Consider the following 19697-nt stretch of genomic DNA (forward strand, 5'->3'; position numbering starts at 1 on the left):
GCATGATGGGTGGTGTGGGGGCTGGAGGTTAGAGACCTCCGGCTACCCGATTAAATTTTCTATAAATCTGGCAACACCGTTGGGTCGAAGCCCCACATGTGGTCAGGGTTACGTGTGCACCTGACTACGGTTGTCTTATTGTTTTTTGGACCAATTGATCGAAGCTTTAATTTCCCTGTACATTTCGGGCAACTACCTTCAACTTTGGTGATGTATATCTCTCCTTTCGACCCAGTCTCAAGATTGAAAAATGGAGGGAAATCTAGGTGCTTGGATTGAACTAAAGCCATACCAATCGGAAACAATATTGCGCCGATTGCCATAGTTATAATAAAGATGAATTGGTATTCGGTTCCAATAAATCCAAGAATACTCGCAATGCTGCCAAAAAAACTAAGTAAGCCTGAGACTAAAAGCCAAGACGCTTTTAGTTGAGTTCCAGCGACCGATAACGGCCTAACTTTAGTTCGATCGATGTATGCTTTATTAGAAGCATCTTCATTTGAATTTATATTTATTGTATTTCCAGTAACTTGGTTTTGCTGACCAAAATTTACCGAGTTATCACCAGATTCAATATTTATATTGTTTTGGATTTTAAGGTCGTTTCCGCACTCAGAGCAAAACTTTGCTTGCACGTTGGCTTCCTTTCCACATTCAGTACAGTTCATCTATGCTATTACTCCTCAAATTTAACAGCTTTATCAGAGGACACTTTCCTCTTTTTGTGAGCAAAGTATGTCCTCTTAATTATTTTTAATATTAATAACAAATCCTGTAACACATTGCGAGTATTAAACTTTAAGTCGGGCTGTTCTTTTAATAATATGCAGAAAAGAAGAAAACGTCCTCATTTTTAGACTTATGAGGAAAAACGCCAGCGCGGTACATAAATACAGCAATTAAATATTTAAAATGAAAACCAAATCCGATTTTAAATCATTTAATAGTTACTAAAAAACGGCTGCAATAACGTAAGTAACCGCTTTAAGTACACTTGTTTGTGTAAGCATATTATAAAAGGTGGTTTACGGATGGTGGAAGTTGTAAAAACGAGGTTATGAGCTATTTACTAAACGCGTCTTCCTTCTTTTAAAACAGGGCAGACACGATGTTTATACCAATCGACTTAAATATTTAGCCTTTCTAGCGTGCTAAATAAAGCGTTAACGGCGTTATAAATTTCTCATGTAGAACAACTACATCTCGAAATTTATGCCTTGTTATCACTCTATTTATCCGTCGCTATAAATGTCTAATAACTTAACACGATTGGTATTATTTGGCTTTTTTAGCCTCAAGTACTTCTATTTCACTCCAGATCTTTTCGGCTTCTGCACTTAACATGGCAAAGCTTTTAATGTCGCCTTTTCTTTGTGCCTGCATGCCTTGCTCTAGTTTTACGTCGTATTCTTTACGCAGTTTTTTTACGGGGTCAGGCTTTAAAAATGAAAACATTGGTATTCTCTTAATATATTAAATTATATGTAGTTAGTGTACGCATTAATGGGCTTAATAGTTCTTTGTTTGGTGAAAATGTTTACTTTGCGCTTTAAAAGCGCAAAGTAAACACGGTGTAATTATTAACCTACTGTGTGCTAGTTCTGGTTCTAGTGCTAATGTTTACGTTTTTGGCTCTAGGCGTTTAATGCCTTGCCCATCAATACCTAAATAAATAAAACCATCGCTGCCTTGGGCTAGGCTGCGAACTCTGCCAATGCCATCGAGTATTTTATATTGTTTAACAACCTTGCCCTTTGAGAGTTCCAGCGCGCTAATAAATGCAAATTTCATTGATGCTAGTAATAGTTTACCTTTCAACTCTGGGTATTTATCACTCGTTACATACAGCATATCAGAGGGAGCAATAGAGGGAGTCCAATGCAATACGGGTGATTCCATACCGTCTTTTTCTTTAAGGTCTGTAAACTTGGTGCCGCTGTAGTTAACGCCATAACTTACTAAAGGCCATCCGTAGTTAGCGCCTTTTTTTATTATGTTAAGCTCATCACCGCCGCGTGGCCCATGTTCGTGAGACCAAATAATATTGTTTTGATTATCAAACCACATGCCTTGTGGGTTACGGTGCCCATAAGACCATACCGCATGTTTTGCATTGTTTTGTTCAACAAACGGATTGTCGCTTGGGATACGGCCATCTTCGTGTAAGCGATAAATTTTACCGCCGTCCCGCGTGAGATCTTGCGGGTTTATGTCGCGCGAGCCGCGATCGCCAATTGAAAAATAAACATAACCTTCATCATCAAACACAATACGGCTGCCATAGTGCTGGCCTTTGGTACTGTTTTGCTCGCCTTTGTATAGCAATTGCTGATCAGACAACTGTGTATGATCGCTATTAAGCTTGGCGCGCATTAAGGCGGTGTTACTTCCGCTTCCTTTGCCTTCACTACTTGAGTAACTAAAGTACAGCCATTGGTTTTGCTTACTATCGGTGTGTAGTGATAAATCAAGCAATCCACCTTGGCCATTAGCGTCAATGTCGGGAAGCCCTGAAACCTTAGTTAATGTAGTTGTATTTTTAGGTAATAAAAATAACGTTCCACTGCGCTCAGATATTAGCAAATCGCCGTTAGTTAAAGGCTCTATAGCCCAAGGTATAACCACACCTTCTGCCGCTGTTACTGCGTTAACGCTAAGCGATAAAGTATCGAGCTGTTTATAGTTTTTTACGTAATCGCTTTTTGCATTTGCGGGGGCGTTAGTAGCAAATATAGCAATGGCTAAACTTGCACTTATTAGTTTAGGGAGTGTGTTATGTGACATTAAATTTATCATTATGGCTTCCAAAATTAATTCAGTCTTACATCACCTTAACATGGCATAAATAAATTTGTTAAGTGTTGAGTTGAATGAAAAACACACACTTATATATTTATAAAATTACCTCTTCTCAGGAAATTGTTTTAGCAATTAGTGCTAATAAAAAATTGAATAATTACTCTATTGGGGTTGAAAACTTAAAATTTGAGCGTACACTTGTGCGCTGAAGTTTGGGCGTACACGTGTAAGTTCAAAATAATTAAGATTTGATAGAGATTTAACCATGATGACTCAAGTATTAAACCAATTTTCAAAATGGTTTTTACACCATCAAAGTTTTGCAGGCTACATAGAGCCAATAATGCAGGTGTTTAAACCTGCGTGGCGTGCAGGGCAGTTTAGAGCGCAAGTAGTTAGTACCGCTGTGCTTGATGGCGGTTTTTTAAGTGTGCAACTTAAGCCAAGCAAACAATGGCAGGCGCATACGTCAGGGCAGCATATAAGTTTAACGCTTGAAATTAATGGGCGATTATTAACACGCGTTTTTACCGTGGCCTCAAGCGCTCAGCAATTTAAAAATACAGGTTTGGTGCGCTTACTAATCAAAACAAATGCGCAAGGGCGCTTTACAGGTTTACTCAGTAGCGCATTAAAAGCGAGTTTGTGGTGCAATATTTCTGCGCCAAACGGCGACTTTGTATTTAAAAATACACATACACCGGCTACTTTTGTTGCCGGTGGGTCGGGTATAACACCTATGCTTGCCATGCTTGATGATTACTTAAGCCAAACTACGCAAAAAGTGTCGTTGGTGTATTACGCAAAAGCCACTGAGCATCAATGTGTTGATGAACTGAGTGAGTTGGCAGCGCAATTTGAGCATTTTTCGTTTTTATTATTAACGCGTGAGCAATCAAACGATATAACCAGCAATATTAAGCCGTGGGAAAATCCAGACATATACTGCTGTGGCCCTGCTGCATTTATGCAGACGGTGAGCGATTTTGCTAAAACGCATAAGCTAAATTACTACCAAGAAGCATTTGGTTTGGCGCTGCCTAGCTTAAACGACGACAGCCAATTTAATGTGAAAATTAACGCCAGTGCCCATGTTGTATCGGGCAACGATGTTTTACTGACTCAGTTTGAAGAAAAAAAGCTACCCGTTAAACGCGGTTGCGGTATTGGTATTTGCCACCAATGCCAATGTATTAAAAAGTCTGGCGTGGTACGTAATTTAAAAACAGGTGAATTGAGTGACAACGGCGAGCAGTTAATCCAGCTTTGCGTAAGCCAACCTGTTAGTGATTTGGAGTTACAATTATGAAAAACATTAACTATGACATGCTCGCAAGCGAGTTAGATGCCATTAAAATGGACACCCTTGGCAAAGTAGGTCAGCAAGATGCTGACTACATTCGCTCTGTTGTGCGCAAACAGCGAGTGTGTGAATGGAGCGGGCGAATTTTGCTTATGCTTGGTTTTATTCAGCCATTACTGTGGGTTGCAGGTGTACTGTTATTAGCGCTTGCTAAAATTTTAGACAATATGGAAATTGGCCACAATGTAATGCACGGCCAATACGATTGGATGAACGACAAGCAACTTAATTCACAGCATTATGAATGGGATATAGCGTGCGATGGGCAAAGTTGGAATCGCATTCATAATTTTGAGCACCATACTTACACTAATATTATTGGTAAAGACCGCGACTTTGGTTATGGTTTATTGCGCTTAAGCGATGACTTTAATTGGCGCTTAAAAAATAGCTGGCAGTTTTTTACTTACATTAACTTAAGTGTTTTATTTCAGTGGGGCGTGTCGTATCACGAACTTGCCGCAGAGCGTGTTTTTATTGGTAAAAAGAAAGAAAACCGCGAAGGGCTTGTATCGCATTCAACACTTAAAAAACGCTTTTTTAGTAAAGGCGCTCGCCAGTTAATTAAAGATTATGCGATATTTCCGCTACTTGCAGGACCTTTGTTTTTATGGGTATTAGCGGGTAACTTGGTAGCAAATTTAATCCGTAATTTATGGACTTCGACTATTATATTTTGTGGTCACTTTACCGAAGAAACGCAAACATTTAAAGAAGAAGACTGCGTAAACGAAACCCAAGGGCAGTGGTATTACCGCCAAGTGCTGGGCTCGTCTAATATTAAAGGGTCGCATTGGTTTCATGTTTTAACAGGGCATTTGAGCTGCCAAATAGAGCATCATTTATTTCCTGATATGCCGTCTTCGCGCTATCAAGAAGTAGCGCCTCAAGTGCAGGCTGTTTTACAAAAACACGGTATTGATTACCATACGGGTGGTTTTTTTAGGCAGTATACGTCGGTGTTAAAACGTATTATTAAATATTCGTTTAAATAAACATGTTTTAATTAACGAATGAAAAAATCGGTCTGTGTAACTGCACAGACCGATTTTTTTTGTTTATTGCACTCAATGCGGTTGATTTGTAAACAGCACTTGCAAAAAATTCTCTTAGTTAATTAAAAAAGCCTTACTTTAGCTATGGTTAAATGGCGGGTGATTGTCATACAATGGAGGAAAATAGACCCCACAAGAGAGATTAAAATGGCCGCATTTGGTACCGTGTTTATGCCGCAGATGATTCAAGCTCGTTTTTCTGATAATAAATGGAGCGAAAGCTCGATTGTCCCTTCCGATAAACTTGAACTTCATGCTGGTGCACACGTTCTTCATTATTCAAGCACCTGTTTTGAGGGCTTAAAAGCTTTTCGCCGCGAAGATGGTTCTGTTTATATTTTTAGAATGGATGCAAATATTGCGCGTATGCAACAAAGTTCTGCATTATTAAGCTTACCAAGCTTTGATGGCGATATGCTTAAAACAATGATTTTAGATATAGTGCGCCAATACGCAGATGAAACGCCATTACCACCGGGCTCTATGTATATTCGCCCAACGCACATTGGTACAGAGGCTGCAATTGGTAAAGCAGCTGCGCCATCGATGAGCTCCATTTTGTACACATTACTATCGCCAGTAGGTGATTATTTTGCCGGTGGTGCAACTGCACTACGTGTACTGCTTGAAGAAGATGGTATGCGCTGCGCTCCGCACATGGGTATGGTAAAAAGTGGTGGTAACTACGCCAGCGCACTAGCACCTATTAGTGCTGCACGTATTAAGTATCAAGCCGATCAAATTTTGTTTTGCCCAGGTGGCGACGTACAAGAAACCGGTGCTGCTAACTTTATACTCATTGACGGCAACGAAATTATTACTAAAGCACTCGATAGCACCTTTTTACACGGTGTTACACGCAGTAGTGTTTTAACCATTGCTAAAGATTTAGGTATGACGGTAAGCGAGCGTAACTTTAGCGTTACTGAGCTACTAGAGCGTGCTGCTAAACCTGGCACTGAAGCTGCGCTTTCGGGCACTGCAGCCGTGCTAACTGCTGTGGGTACATTTATTCATAACGATAAAGAATACAAAGTAGGTACTGGCGAGCCAGGCCCAACTACAGCACGTTTACGCCAAGCATTGAATGATATTCAATGGGGTAAAAGTGAAGACAAACACGGTTGGTTAACTAAAATCTAATTATAGATTTGATTCTAACTCGAATACAAAAGCCACCTAATCGGTGGCTTTTGTCTTTTTGAGCTATTTAAATCATTAAAACTTCATTTCTATTTTACCGTACACGTAGCGTCCGTTAAATCCGTATGGCGAGAAGCTAGAGTAAGCAAATAAACGTGAGAAGGTGGTTACATCGTCAACATTTTCACGGGTTGCATCTGGGTAAACATCAAAAATGTTATTAGCCCCTAAGCTCAGCGATACGTTTTCACTAAGCGAGTAGGCGACATCTAAGTCGGTTATCCATTTAGGCTTCAGCACTTCGTTACGTTCTGGGTTATCTGAAGGGTCTTGAGTTTCGCCGTAACGTGTTGTTCTAAGCGTGGTACGTATGTCGTCGTTAGTCCATGTTGCACTTAAGTTGTACTTATTACGCGGTGTGCTTACTTCAAAACGACGCAGCTCAGTGCCTGAGAACAAGTTGTCTTGATCAAACCCTGCACCTTGTAGCTCTGCTGGCGGATCGATAATATTTGTTACTTCATTTTTGCCGTAGTTATAACCTAGGTTAAAGGCTAAATCGCCGTAACCATCAGTTGCTACATTATAAGATGCAACTACATCCACACCACGGGTTTTGCTGTCAATTGCATTTAAGAAGAAACGACCTTGATTAGCGCCTGTGCCTTGAAGTAAATCGGCAATAGCATCGCCCGATAAGTTGTTTGATAGCACAATGCGGTCATCAATTAATATTTGGTAGTAATCAACCGATAAGCTGAAATTAAAGTCGGTAGACCATGTAAAACCAACGCCGTAGTTTGTTGCTTCCTCAGCATCAAGACCCGGTGATCCCAGTGCTTTTGCTACATCGCTGCTTGGTGCGAACGTACCTGTTTCGGTTGGTTCGCCATCAACAAATACAGTGGCTACTGAGGTAAAGTATTGTTGCTGCAATGAAGGTGCTCTAAAACCAGTAGATACTGAGGCGCGTAGTGCTAAGTCTTCAGTTAATGAATAACGAGTCGCAATTTTACCGTTAAGTGTATCGCCAAAGTCTGAGTAATCTTCATAACGGGCGGCAACCGCTAAATTCCAATCGTCGGTTAGGTAGGTTTCAAGGTCTATATATAAGCTCACGTTGTGGCGGCTGTTATCGCCCTCTGATTCGGGTGTAAACCCCGGGAATACTTGTGCGCCCGCTGCGCCAAATGGGCCATCAACTGGGTCGGTTACTGCGCCTCCTGGGCCAAATGTGCCTTGTGCATATGATGCTTCTTCGCCTGCATCTATTTGGTATCCTTCGCGGCGATACTCAGCACCTACAGCTACGTTTACAGAGCTTTCTAAAAAGCTGACGTCTACTTCGCGGCTAAAATCAACGTTTAAAGTAAGTTGATCGTAGGTAAGTGTTCCTGCATCAAAGCTTGTTTGGCTAGTAGGGCCGTATGAGGTATTTAAGCTATTGGTAACACCAAACTCAAATGCATCTTGACCATATACGGCCGATACATCGTAATTCCATTCATTTGCAAAACCTTTAGCGCCAAGTGCCAATGAAAAGTCATTTATGTCTGAGGTAATAACAGGTAAAAAGCCATCAGGGTATACTTCTTCTATATTACGACTATCACTTGCTCGGCGATAAAACCCGCCACCTTCGCCTTCACGTTTGCTGTAAGAGCCAAACGAATATAAATCGATATCGTTTGTTAATTGATAACCTGCGTTATAAAACATTGAAAAGTCTTCAACATCGCCATTACCAAAGTTATGGTTATAACGATTTACGGTAAGTTCACGAGGGTCTAACGATCCATCATCTAATCGTGCGTAGTTTTCACGGTTATCGTAGTCTGAGCGGTTAGTTGAATGGCGGTCGCGATATTCTGTTGAGATGTTAAAAAAACCATTATCGCCAAGTTCAAAACCCATATTACCTTGCAGTGTTAATGTTTGACCGTCTGTTAAAGAGCGATCGCCCCCTTCGGTAAATGCTAAATTTCCGTCGCTACCTTCAGATACTGATTCAAGCTGTGGTACACCGTCCATTTCGGTTACGTTAGCACCATAAATAGCCGCAACTGAGCCACCACTACTTGCGCTTTTAAGCACAATATTAATAACACCCGCTATAGCGTCAGAGCCATATTGCGCTGCTGCACCATCGCGTAATACTTCAATACGGGCAATAGCATTTGCTGGTATTGCATTTAAATCAACCGATGATGAACCACGACCCGTTGAGCCATTTAAGTTAAGTAATGCGTTGCTGTGGCGGCGTTTACCATTAACAAGCACTAAGGTGTGATCGGGTGCTAAGCCACGAAGCTGAGCGGGGCGTACATGGTCGCTGCCATCAGTAAGTGATGCCTGCGGGAAGTTAAAGCTTGGTAATAAACTGCTAAGTAGGGCATTCGTTTCAGTAAAGCCAGAATTTTTAAGGGCATCAGCGCCAATTATATCGATGGGTACTGCGCTATCTTCTACTGTACGGCCTAATCGGCGAGAGCCAATTACGCTTATTTGTTCGATGTTTTCTTCTGCTTTAGTGTCTTGCTCTGCAGCATTTACTGAGAGCGAACCAAGTAGTGCAGCAGACGCGCTCATTGCGAGTAATATTTGTGGTACCGATTGCTGTAATTTAAATAACGGTTTTCTATTCATGCTGTATTTCCCCATACCCATTGAATTATTTTAGTTTTGTACAAAAAGATTAATACCAACCCGCAATAATACTTAATCATTTTTAGGGGCTAAACGTGCCGTTACCTGCGTTAAAAAATTCTCATTTGGAGCAACTAAATAGCGAATTTTTTGCCTAGCTATCAACACGTTTTTCCATCCTCAAAATAGATCACTTAATTAAGCGGATTGGTATAAACTTTTTTGTTACCTTGAACATATACTTAATTAACAAAGTCAGTCAATTGAATAACATTCAATTAATTTAAGAGTTTTTATAATTACATTTGGTTGTTTTTTATAATGATCATTGTTTTAGTTATATAGCGAAGGTAATTGCTAAGTAATTGATGAATAATGAATTATATTTAAAAGTTAAATTTAACGTTTAATTAACTGGTAAGATGAGATGGATGGTTTAAATTAATTATGGGTAGGGAACCATTTTTATTGGGCTGGCAATAAATAGCTGTTGAGCTATAAATATTTTTTAAAATTTAAAATACAAATAAACCCATTGGATGTTAACTAAATTAACATTTAATAGGTGTGTTATAAATTATGTACTACTTATTAGAACCTAGACTTTAAAGCATGAAGCAATTTTGTTTTTATAAGTAATTGGTATAAAAAAAAGTGCTAAAAATAGTGTTAAAATTTAATTTTTCCAACAAGCATATCTTTAAACATTACCCAATCTCCCCATAAACTGTAAAAAGGGTGTTTAAAAGTAGCAGGGCGGTTTTTTTCAAAAAAGAAATGCCCGACCCACGCAAACCCATATCCAATAACAGGTAATAGCCATAATAAACTATATTGCTGTTTCAATAATGCTATTGCGATTACAGCAAGAACGAGGGCGCTTCCTATAAAATGTAAGCGGCGGCAAGTAACGTTGCGATGCTCTTTTAAATAATAAGGGTAGAAGGCTTTAAAGCTTTTAAACGTGGGGTTTGTACTTTGCATGGTGTGCTCTTTTATTGTTTTTTATTTTATCAGTGTTGTGAACTATTAAAGCGTAAGTTTACATTTGTTTACAGCGATAAATGGCGCTTAACGCATCTAAATAGACAAAAGAGCTAAAAGTTAATAACTTATGTGCACTATTAATAAATAAGAATGGAACTCAGGATGTTTAAACACACTCTAGCATGTGCTGTAATTGTAGCGCTTAGCGGCTGTTCAGAGCCAACTAATACGGTAACTCAAGAAGAAGTAAAAGCACCAATGAAGCAAGTTAATGCAGTTATATACCCAGAAACAAAAAAAGGCGATATCGTAGACACCTACTTTGAAGAAGCAGTTAGCGACCCATATCGTTGGTTAGAAGATGATATGAGCAGCGAGACTGCAGATTGGGTTAAAACGCAAAACAATTTAACGTTTTCTTATTTAGAGCAGATACCTTATCGCGATAAGTTAAAGCAGCGCCTTGAAAAACTAATGAATTACGAAAAAATAGGCGCACCTTTTACTGAGGGCGACTACACCTATTTTTATAAAAACGATGGCCTGCAAAATCAGTATGTTTTGTATCGCAGTAAAGATGGCGGCGACGTAGAAGTATTTTTAGATCCAAACAAGTTTAGTGACGATGGTACGACGTCTATGTCGGGTTTATCGTTTTCAAAAGATGGGTCATTACTCGCGTATCAAATATCTGAAGGCGGCAGCGATTGGCGCAAAATTATAGTTATTGATGCACATACTAAAGAGCAAGTTGAAGAAGCGCTTGTTGACGTTAAATTTAGTGGCATTAATTGGTTAGGCAACGAAGGTTTTTATTATTCAAGTTACGAAAAACCTAAAGGGAGTGAACTTTCGGCTAAAACAGATCAGCATAAAGCGTATTACCATAAGCTAGGTACTGCACAGTCTGCTGATAGTGTTGTATTTGGTGAAACTGATGAGCAAAAACATCGCTATGTAGGCGCTGATGTAACTCATGACGGCCGCTACTTACTTATTTCAGCTAGTACGTCTACGTCAGGCAATAAGCTGTTTATAAAAGATCTAACAAAAGAAAACAGTGAGTTTGTAACGGTTGTTGGAAATACTGATTCAGATACATCAGTTATTGATAACGAAGGCAGCAAGCTGTTTTTAGTTACTAACCTCAATGCACCAAACAAAAAAGTAGTGACGGTTGATGCAAGTAATCCAAGCCCAGAAAATTGGGTTGATTTAATTCCAGAAACCAAAAACGTACTAAACCTTACAAAAGGTGGCGATACCTTTTTTGCCAACTACATGGTTGACGCGATTTCACAGGTAAAACAGTACAACAAAAAAGGTGAGTTAATTCGCGAAATTACATTACCAGGCGTGGGTACTGCACGTGGTTTTGGCGGTAAAAAAGATCAAACAACGCTTTATTATTCGTTCACTAACTACAAAACACCAGGTACTACTTATACGTTTGATGTAACTACGGGTGAATCGGGTGTTTATCGTAAGTCGGCTATTGACTTTAATAGTGATGATTACACGTCTGAGCAAGTGTTTTACACCTCAAAAGACGGTACTAAAATACCGATGGTAATTACCTATAAAACAGGCATTAAGCTTGATGGTTCAAACCCTACTATTTTATACGGTTACGGTGGTTTTAATATTAGTTTAACGCCAAGCTTTAGCCCCGTTAATGCAGTATGGCTTGAGCAAGGTGGTGTGTACGCCGTTGCTAATATTCGCGGTGGTGGTGAGTACGGTAAAGACTGGCACAATGCCGGCACTAAATTGCAAAAGCAAAATGTGTTTGACGACTTTATTGCCGCAGCTGAGTATTTAAAAGATAAAAAGTACACGTCTAAAAAGCGTTTAGCACTTCGCGGTGGATCTAACGGTGGTTTGTTAGTTGGCGCAGTAATGACGCAGCGCCCAGACTTATTTCAGGTGGCTCTACCTGCTGTAGGCGTACTTGATATGCTGCGCTACCATACATTCACTGCGGGCGCTGGTTGGGCATACGACTACGGTACGAGCGAGCAAAGCAAAGAAATGTTTGAATACATTAAAGGTTATTCACCACTTCATAATGTAAAAGCAGGTGTTGAGTATCCAGCCACTATGATCACAACTGGCGATCATGATGACCGCGTTGTCCCTTCGCATTCGTTTAAGTTTGCCGCTGAGCTTCAAGCAAAGCAAACGGGTAATAATCCAACGCTTATTCGCATAGAAACCAATGCAGGGCATGGCGCAGGTACTCCAACAAGTAAAACAATTGAGCAGTACGCTGATATATTTGGTTTTACGCTATACAACATGGGCGTAGAGTCGTTATAAAAGCGATTTAACTAAATAGCTAACTTTAATAGCTGAGCAAAAAGGCCGAGTAAATTTAATTTACTCGGCCTTTTTAATGTTACTACTGCATAGGTGAAAACAATCGTTGATACGTTTTATAAGCGTATTCGTCGGTCATTCCACTTAAGTAATCGCAAATTATACGCATACCTTGGTTTTGCTTTTGTGCTTCTATGTATTGTGCTTGTGTTGTTTCGGGCAATAAACGCAGCGGATCGCTAGCAAACGCGGTAAATAACTCTATTAGTAAGTTTTGACCTTTGAATTCTATTTGCTGCATTTCGGGGTCACGTATTAAACGTTGAAACACAAAATGCTTAAGTATTTGCAAAACACTGTCGTATTGGGCATCTAATTTAGCGGTGTACTTTAAAATAGGGCATTCAAAGGCATCGTTTTGAATATCTAAATGTATATGAATAATAAAGGTATTAACCAGCTCACCTATGGCATCTTTCCGCTCATAATCATTTTTTGAAAACAAACGCTGGGTGAGTGACTCAAGCATGGTGTTTAACCAGTCAAAGTTTAATGCTTTTAAATGAGGTAGAGCATGAGTTTGCCAATCGTCTAACGTAAGTACATGGGTTGCAATGGCATCTTCTAAGTCGTGTACGGCGTATGCTATATCGTCGGCATGTTCCATTATGGCGCTGTCGAGCGATTTATATGTTGTTTTAGCGCGGTACTTATCAATAGCGCCATGGTTACCCAGCAACGTTTTATCGTTTTGACTCAGTGGCTCTACTATCCAATTGAATATGGCTGCATCGTCGTTGTATAACCCTTTGGCAGGTCGCCAATCATCTGCTTTTATAAATGCACGACCGGTTGTATCGTCGGGAATGGTATGCCAAAGCGTATTAATAAACGCGGGGTATTTTATAAAACCTAATAAAGTACGACGAGTTAGGTTCATCCCGTGCCCATTACTGTAGGGCTCAAGTTTTGCAACTATGCGCAGTGTTTGTGCGTTACCTTCAAAACCACCGTGATCGCGCATCATGTAATTTAGCGCTATTTCACCACCATGACCAAAAGGCGGATGGCCAATATCGTGCGCCAAACACAGTGTTTCTAGCAGTCCGGTTGATGGAAAGTGCGTAAAGTCGCTATGTTGCGCTTTTAAGTGGCGCAATATGCCAGTACCAATTTGCGATACTTCTAAAGAGTGGGTAAGGCGAGTGCGGTAAAAGTCGTTTAGGCCAATGCCCATAATTTGGGTTTTAGCTTGCAAACGCCTAAATGCAGCTGCATGAATAATACGCGAACGATCGACCTGCCACGGCGAGCGGTTATCGTTAGGACGATGTTTATATTGCTCTATTATTCGGCTTTGCCATTGTTTATTCATACTGCTTACTCACACATAGTTAATATTATTAAACTTTGCTCAGTATACCGATGGACTTATAAATTGCGAATGAACAAATGCACTACATAGGCTCTGTTTTATCTAAAATTCAAATACACTGCTGAAAATTCAACCGTAAAAGGTCATCAAACCCCAGTTATTCGCGTTTATAAAGTGGCTTAGGTATAATGCGCCTTCGTATGCTTGTGTATAAACCATGCATAACCAGGGCGTGTTGATCTTTGTGGATTAAATTTGTTCAATCTAGGGGCGATTTTATCGCGGCGAGAGATTTGTAACCTAGTGGGCTAAGTAAAAATTGAGCAACAAAGAGTTAATCGCCCCTAGGAAGAACCCTTTGGGCAGCGCATGTTTGGCATTTATGCTGCGTTATCGCCTATTTATGGGGAATAACCACACTACATAGGCTCTGCCTTGCCTAAATGCCAAATACACTGCTGCAAACTTAATCACTAAAGGTCAATACGCCCTAATATTAATAGAGAGAATAGATGTTAAAAACGATTTTTAAGCTTTTACTAACTGTATTTTTTGTTTGGGCGCTTGCATACCCGTTTATACAAAGTGACGATGTTGAACTAGACGAGCAAACGTCAGAACAACCAAAAAAAGTGAAGAAAAAAGAAAAACCATTACATAATGTAAAACTGCCAAAATTTTCAGAATTTAGTGATGTTAAAGAAAAAAAACATGCATTTTTTAGCTTTATTCGTCCGCACGTTGAAGCCGAAAATAAAAAAATATTACAGCAACGCGCTAAGCTCGAAATAGCACGCATGATGTTACAAAACGAATTACCTTTAGAAAAAAAGCAAAACAAAGATATTGCTAAAATTTTAAAGTCGTATGACTTACCAACCACGGTTGATACGCTAATACTTACGCAAGCATTGCGCCGTGTTGATGTAATTCCTAAAGAATTAGCGCTTATGCAAGCTGCAAACGAATCTGCATGGGGCACTTCGCGTTTTGCACGTATTGGCCTTAACTTTTTTGGTCAGTGGTGTTATTCAAAAGGCTGTGGCATGGTCCCTAGACGCCGTAGTACCGGTGCTGCGCACGAAGTTGCTGCGTTTAAATCGGTAAGAGCTGCTATAAACTCTTACTTTAAAAACATAAATACGCATCCTGCTTATAAAGATTTGCGCGCAATACGTGAAAACTTACGTCTTGAGCAAAAACCAATTTTAGCGACTGAACTTACACATGGTTTAATGTCTTACTCTGAGCGCGGTGAAGCGTATATAGAAGAGTTAAACACGATGATTAGCCAAAATAGAGCCTACTTTGATGAATAAATACATTTTTAATTGTACCAACGCTATTGTGTTAGTGCTGCTGAGCATTAGTGCGTTTAATGTAAATGCGAGAGAATTTGTGATGTCGTATGACGGTTTTTACGACCGCTTAAAAATTGTTAACAAAGGCGATTTTCAATATGCGCGAGTTAACTTTTACATTAGTGATATTGGTACTAATGAAACATGTGCAATTAAAAGCGGTACTATTTTAACCGAAAGAAACGAGTATCCACTTAACTTTACCGATAAAGCACAATTACTATTGCCGTTCGATAAGCAGCTTGATACCGATAAAGCGGTCATTGTAGTAGAGCCGCTCAATCCTCTACACGATTGCCAATTAAAGCTACAAATAGAAGCAAACGAACTTGAAGGTTTAGCATTTTCAAAGCAGTCGTTATATACCATTAACGAAGAACTTGATGAGCTATTAACTGATTTGTCGGGCTTTTTTGTAAGTAAATTAATGTGGTTTTTATTACCAGAGCAAAAGGGCGTAGCAGTTACATTTAAAAGCCCAATGCAATTTGATGATGAAAATATAACGTGTGAAAAGTCAGTGTGTTATTTTGCAGTTGAAGATAGCTGGGAAGATGATAGCGCAGTGCTTGGCGATATATCGAACGTTATTAAAGTAACGCCTTGGATTGTTAAGTAGCTCACATACAAAAAGCGGCATTTAGCCGCTTTTTTTGTACCAAAATCAGTACTCGTTTTTAGTCTTTGGTTTTTATTTAATAAGTGGCGCTGATGAATCGCGCTGCATTAAAGTAGGTTCAAAAAAGCGATTTATAACAAGGTTTTTATTTTGATATACGTCTTTAAGCACTAATTTAGCTGCCATTTCGCCCATTTTCCCGACCGGATTATCTATGGTCGTGAGTGTAGGGTATAGGTAGTTTGCAAAAATAACGTTATCAAATCCAACAATTGATAAATCAATTGGTAAGTTATAACCGTGCTCTCGTGCATACTTCATGGCACCGGAGGCCATTTCGTCATTGGCGCATACCAGTGCAGTAAAGCTAAGTTTTTCATCAATAAAATGTTTTAAGCCTTTACTACCGCCAGTTTCGTTAAAGTCGCCAATATAAAAAAGCGTAGAATCAAATTTAACACCAGCCTCTGTAAGCGCTTGTTTATGACCTTCTAAGCGGTTAAAAGCATCGGCTTTAAACTGCGGGCCTGCAATATACGCTATTTGTGTATGGCCTTGATTTAATATCGATTTAGTGGCTAGGTAACCACCTAATTGATTATCTAGACTGATACAGTTGTCTTTTAGTTGCTCTACGTAACGGCTCATTAAATAAACGGGTGTAGAGCCTTGGCTTAGTTTTATTAGGTAGTCGTCTGAGACGGCTTCTACGTGCAAAATAATGGCATCGCAGCGTCTGCTAATTAAAAACTCAATGCCTTCTTGTTCTTTGTCTTCTTCACTGTGTCCGGTAGTAATAATAACGTGTTTACCCGCAGCGCGAAGCTCTGACTCAATACCTGCCATCATTTGGGCAAAGAAAGGACCATGTAACTCAGACACTAAAATACCCACACTGTTAGTACAGTTAGAGGCTAAAGATTGCGCTATTGAATTAGGCTTGTAGCCAAGCTGCGCCATAGCATCAAGCACTTTTTGTTTAGTTTTATCGCTTACACGGGTATTTTTGTTCATCACGCGAGAAACGGTGGCTAACGATACGCCCGCAAGCTCTGAGACTTGATAAATTGTTGCCATGTTATTTGTTCACTCGCTTATCCTTAACTACTTCGGCTAAATAATACCTTAGAGTATATATCTTAACTAGCTGTTAGTTTAGATTGAATATTTTCAACAACCTGATTAGTCAGTGTATATTTTTTCATTATGTAGGCAACAAATAATGAGCCAAAAGCAGGTAGTACAGTGAATGACAGTAAAATACCGTGTTGGGTATCAAGAGTTTGTACTGCATCGGCCTGATAACTGTAAAAAGATAACAACCAGCCTGCAATTGCGCCGCCTACAGCCACGCCCATCTTAATAAAAAATATAACGCCTGAATAAACCAAACCCGTAATGCGTACACCTGTTTTTTCATGCCCGTAATCTATGGTGTCGGCCATTTTTGCCCACAACAACGGGGTTGCCATATCTAAAAAGAATTTCCATAAAATAAAGGCAGTAAATGCGAGTACTAATTGATCTTTACTAATAAAGTAACTAAAACCACAAATAGCGGCGGCAATAACTTGTAAGCTTATATAGGCCTTTATTTTACAAAAGCGCTTTGCAAGTGGTTGAGCTAAAGCACAACCTACCATGCTGGCTGCAACACCTAGCGTCATAAATAAGGTGATTAAATCGTCTCGACCTAAATAGTATTTTACGTAGTAAACAGCAAGCGTAAGCCTTAATACTTGCCCGGTAAGTAAAAAGAATGCAGCTAAGCAAAGTGTTCGCCATTGATCGTTTTTAATTAATGCTTTAACACTTTGTGCAAAAGGAATGTTTTGCTCTTTAGGCTGTTGTATACGCTCTTTTGTGCCTAAAAAACAAAGTAAAAACAGTACAAAGCCTAAAATACTCATTGCAGTCATTGTGTATTGATAACCCTTTGCTGCATCGCCTTGGCCAAAGTACTCAACCATTGGCATAGTACAACCCGCTACTATTACGCCGCCTAGCATACCAAATACAAACCGGTAAGACTGAATAGTCACGCGCTCTTTTACATCAGCAGTAAGTACGCCGCCCAATGCACAATAAGGAATATTAATAGCGGTGTAGACAACCATAAGCAGAGTGTAAGTAGTAAAGGCATAAATTATTTTATCGGTGCCTTCTAAATCGGGCGTAGTGAACGCTAAAATACTAATAATGGCAAAAGGGAGGGCAAGCCAAAGTAAGTAGGGGCGAAAGTGCCCCCAGCGCGTATGTGTTTTGTCAGCAAGGTTACCCATTAATGGATCGGTTACGGCATCAAAAATACGCACTGCTAAAAACATAGTACCTACAACAGCAGGCGATAAACCCACTACGTCTGTGTAGTACAGCATTAAAAACATCATAACTGTTTGAAAAATAATATTACTGGCGGTGTCGCCTAAGCCATACGCTATTTTTTCTTTTACACTGACCATGATTGTTTATCCCGCTTTATACTTGTTTTTAGTTGTGGGTATACTCTTATCTTTTAGAGATGAGTTCTTTATAAGCTAAGCCACTATTTTTAATAGTGCGTTGCTGCGTCTTATAATCTACATACACAATACCAAAACGTTTTAAGTAGCCTTCTGCCCATTCAAAGTTATCCATTAAGCTCCAAGCAAAGTAGCCATGTATAACAACACCTTGTTCAATCGCATTATGAACCGCATTTAAGTGATCATTATAGTAATTTAAACGATCTAAGTCGTTAACTTCACCATTATTATATGTATCGGGCATGGCTGCGCCATTTTCGGTTATATAAATAGGCGGTAGGGTGTATGTTTTATTAAGCGATACGAGCAGGTCGGTGAACGATTGTGGGTAAACTTCCCATCCCATATCAGTTAACGGACCCGTAGGTGCAATGGGTTCATAAATGTCAGTAGGATGCGCCTTATAAACTTGGCGGGTATAAAAGTTGATGCCTAAGTAATCAATTGGCTGAGAAATTAATTCCATATCACCAGGGTGTATGTCTGGTAAATGATTGCTTGGTAATTGGTTTATTATATCGGGGTATTTACCATCCATTATTGGTTTCATGTACCACTGATTTAAGTAGTCATCAGCGTATTTGGCACTGTCTATGTCTTGTTGATTATCGGTAAGTGGATATGCGGGTGTAAAGTTAAGCACAATGCCGTTTTGAGTATTAGGCGATGTTTTAGTTAGCACGTTCATGGCCAGACCATGAGCGAGTAATAAGTGATGAGCTGCTTTTTTACCATACTGCTTACCGACTAGACCTGGGGCATGTATGCCAATTTCGTAACCCAAAAACGCGCTGCAAAAGGGTTCGTTTAATGTAGCGTACGAATACACTCGGGTTCCAAATGCGTTAGTAATTAGTTCTACGTATTGCTCAAATGCATAAGCTGTTTTTCTGTTGAGCCAGCCGCCTTCATCTTCAAGGTGTTGCGGTAAATCCCAGTGGTACAAAGTAACAAAGGCTTTTATATTTTTTCGTTTTAGCTCATCTAAAATATCTGTATAAAACTTAACGCCTACAGGATTTAACTTTCCGTCTTGAGTCATCACGCGAGGCCATGAAATAGAAAGCCTGTAAGCATCAACACCTAGAGACTCTATTATATCTATGTCTTGTTGCCAATTATTGTAATGATCGCAGGCAATATGACCATGTGAATTGTCAGCAATTTTACCTGCAGTACTACAAAAGGTATCCCAAATACACGGTAAGCGATGCTCATACCCGCCCTCTATCTGAAATGATGCTGTAGCTACACCATAAACAAAGTCTTTTGTTAATAGAGGTGAATTAAATGGTAATGATATTTTTGTCATTGGTTACAAACCTTTTTGAGAACTTAATTGCACGCTTAGCGCTTATTTTTACTGACTTTCAGCGGGTACAAAACATTATTAAAAATAAAAGTTGTTGAAATATGTAACATGTTCGTATTTAATTAGCCGTGAAAGCGCTTACATTTTTAGATTAATGTTAATTAATCTTCAGGTCAACTCTTAAATACTG

15 protein-coding genes are annotated in these 19697 nt (G+C 39.5%); 6 read left to right on the top strand and 9 right to left on the bottom strand.

The features are described from left to right. Positions 1-59 precede the first annotated feature (59 nt). The 3 genes from GQR38_RS12290 to GQR38_RS12300 all read right to left on the bottom strand — a co-directional run bounded on the left by GQR38_RS12290 (position 60) and on the right by GQR38_RS12300 (position 2799). Positions 60-638 carry a hypothetical protein gene (locus GQR38_RS12290; protein ID WP_206006184.1) on the bottom strand — a complete coding sequence of 193 codons (579 nt, stop codon included), beginning with the start codon at positions 636-638 and terminating at the stop codon, positions 60-62. Between the two features lie 640 nt (positions 639-1278). Next, positions 1279-1458 carry a DUF6435 family protein gene (locus tag GQR38_RS12295; protein ID WP_165721860.1) on the bottom strand — a complete coding sequence of 60 codons (180 nt, stop codon included), beginning with the start codon at positions 1456-1458 and terminating at the stop codon, positions 1279-1281. 165 nt (positions 1459-1623) lie between these two features. Next, positions 1624-2799 (bottom strand): PQQ-dependent sugar dehydrogenase, encoded by a 1176-nt coding sequence (locus GQR38_RS12300; RefSeq protein ID WP_165721859.1) that lies wholly within the window; start codon positions 2797-2799, stop codon positions 1624-1626. A 268-nt stretch (positions 2800-3067) separates the two neighbouring features. Between GQR38_RS12300 and GQR38_RS12305 the strand changes: the two genes are divergently transcribed. The 3 genes from GQR38_RS12305 (at position 3068) to GQR38_RS12315 (ending at position 6363) form a co-directional block, all read left to right on the top strand. Then, positions 3068-4111, top strand: coding sequence for an iron-sulfur cluster-binding domain-containing protein (locus tag GQR38_RS12305; protein ID WP_165721858.1), 1044 nt, complete (start codon positions 3068-3070; stop codon positions 4109-4111). Beyond that, the gene (locus GQR38_RS12310) at positions 4108-5160 is read left to right on the top strand and encodes an acyl-CoA desaturase (protein ID WP_165721857.1); all 1053 of its coding nucleotides are present in this window, start codon (positions 4108-4110) and stop codon (positions 5158-5160) included. The genes GQR38_RS12305 and GQR38_RS12310 overlap by 4 nt, the downstream gene beginning before the upstream one ends. Positions 5161-5367: 207 nt before the next feature. After that, entirely contained in the window at positions 5368-6363 is a 996-nt protein-coding gene (locus GQR38_RS12315; RefSeq protein ID WP_165721856.1) for a branched-chain amino acid aminotransferase, read from the top strand. Between the two features lie 75 nt (positions 6364-6438). Here the strand turns inward: GQR38_RS12315 and GQR38_RS12320 are convergent, their stop codons facing one another. Beyond that, positions 6439-9009 carry a TonB-dependent receptor gene (locus GQR38_RS12320; RefSeq protein ID WP_165721855.1) on the bottom strand — a complete coding sequence of 857 codons (2571 nt, stop codon included), beginning with the start codon at positions 9007-9009 and terminating at the stop codon, positions 6439-6441. A 669-nt stretch (positions 9010-9678) separates the two neighbouring features. Beyond that, positions 9679-9993 (bottom strand): DUF962 domain-containing protein, encoded by a 315-nt coding sequence (locus GQR38_RS12325; protein WP_024600121.1) that lies wholly within the window; start codon positions 9991-9993, stop codon positions 9679-9681. Positions 9994-10158: 165 nt separating this feature from the next. On the opposite strand from GQR38_RS12325, the gene GQR38_RS12330 reads away from it, so the two are divergent. After that, the gene (locus tag GQR38_RS12330; RefSeq protein ID WP_165721854.1) at positions 10159-12315 is read left to right on the top strand and encodes a prolyl oligopeptidase family serine peptidase; all 2157 of its coding nucleotides are present in this window, start codon (positions 10159-10161) and stop codon (positions 12313-12315) included. 82 nt (positions 12316-12397) lie between these two features. Here the strand turns inward: GQR38_RS12330 and GQR38_RS12335 are convergent, their stop codons facing one another. After that, positions 12398-13690, bottom strand: a complete 1293-nt coding sequence (locus GQR38_RS12335; RefSeq protein WP_165721853.1) for an anti-phage deoxyguanosine triphosphatase — start codon at positions 13688-13690, stop codon at positions 12398-12400. 512 nt (positions 13691-14202) lie between these two features. Between GQR38_RS12335 and GQR38_RS12340 the strand changes: the two genes are divergently transcribed. After that, a complete protein-coding gene (locus GQR38_RS12340) occupies positions 14203-15009 on the top strand; it encodes a glucosaminidase domain-containing protein (RefSeq protein ID WP_165721852.1) in 807 nt (268 codons plus the stop codon). Further along, complete coding sequence (locus GQR38_RS12345; protein WP_165721851.1) at positions 15002-15670, top strand: DUF2987 domain-containing protein; 669 nt, start codon at positions 15002-15004, stop codon at positions 15668-15670. The genes GQR38_RS12340 and GQR38_RS12345 overlap by 8 nt, the downstream gene beginning before the upstream one ends. Before the next feature lie 72 nt (positions 15671-15742). On the opposite strand, the gene GQR38_RS12350 is transcribed toward GQR38_RS12345, so the two are convergent. From GQR38_RS12350 to GQR38_RS12360, 3 genes are all read right to left on the bottom strand, one after another. Continuing rightward, on the bottom strand, positions 15743-16747 hold the full coding sequence (locus GQR38_RS12350; RefSeq protein ID WP_007585306.1) for a LacI family DNA-binding transcriptional regulator: 1005 nt from the start codon (positions 16745-16747) through the stop codon (positions 15743-15745). A gap of 62 nt (positions 16748-16809) precedes the next feature. Further along, a complete protein-coding gene (locus tag GQR38_RS12355) occupies positions 16810-18132 on the bottom strand; it encodes an MFS transporter (RefSeq protein WP_024590902.1) in 1323 nt (440 codons plus the stop codon). A gap of 46 nt (positions 18133-18178) precedes the next feature. After that, on the bottom strand, positions 18179-19507 hold the full coding sequence (locus GQR38_RS12360) for a GH1 family beta-glucosidase (RefSeq protein ID WP_165721850.1): 1329 nt from the start codon (positions 19505-19507) through the stop codon (positions 18179-18181). Positions 19508-19697: the final 190 nt, after the last annotated feature.

Source organism: Pseudoalteromonas sp. c7(2019) (genome assembly GCF_011378625.1).
Lineage (GTDB): Bacteria > Pseudomonadota > Gammaproteobacteria > Enterobacterales > Alteromonadaceae > Pseudoalteromonas > Pseudoalteromonas arctica.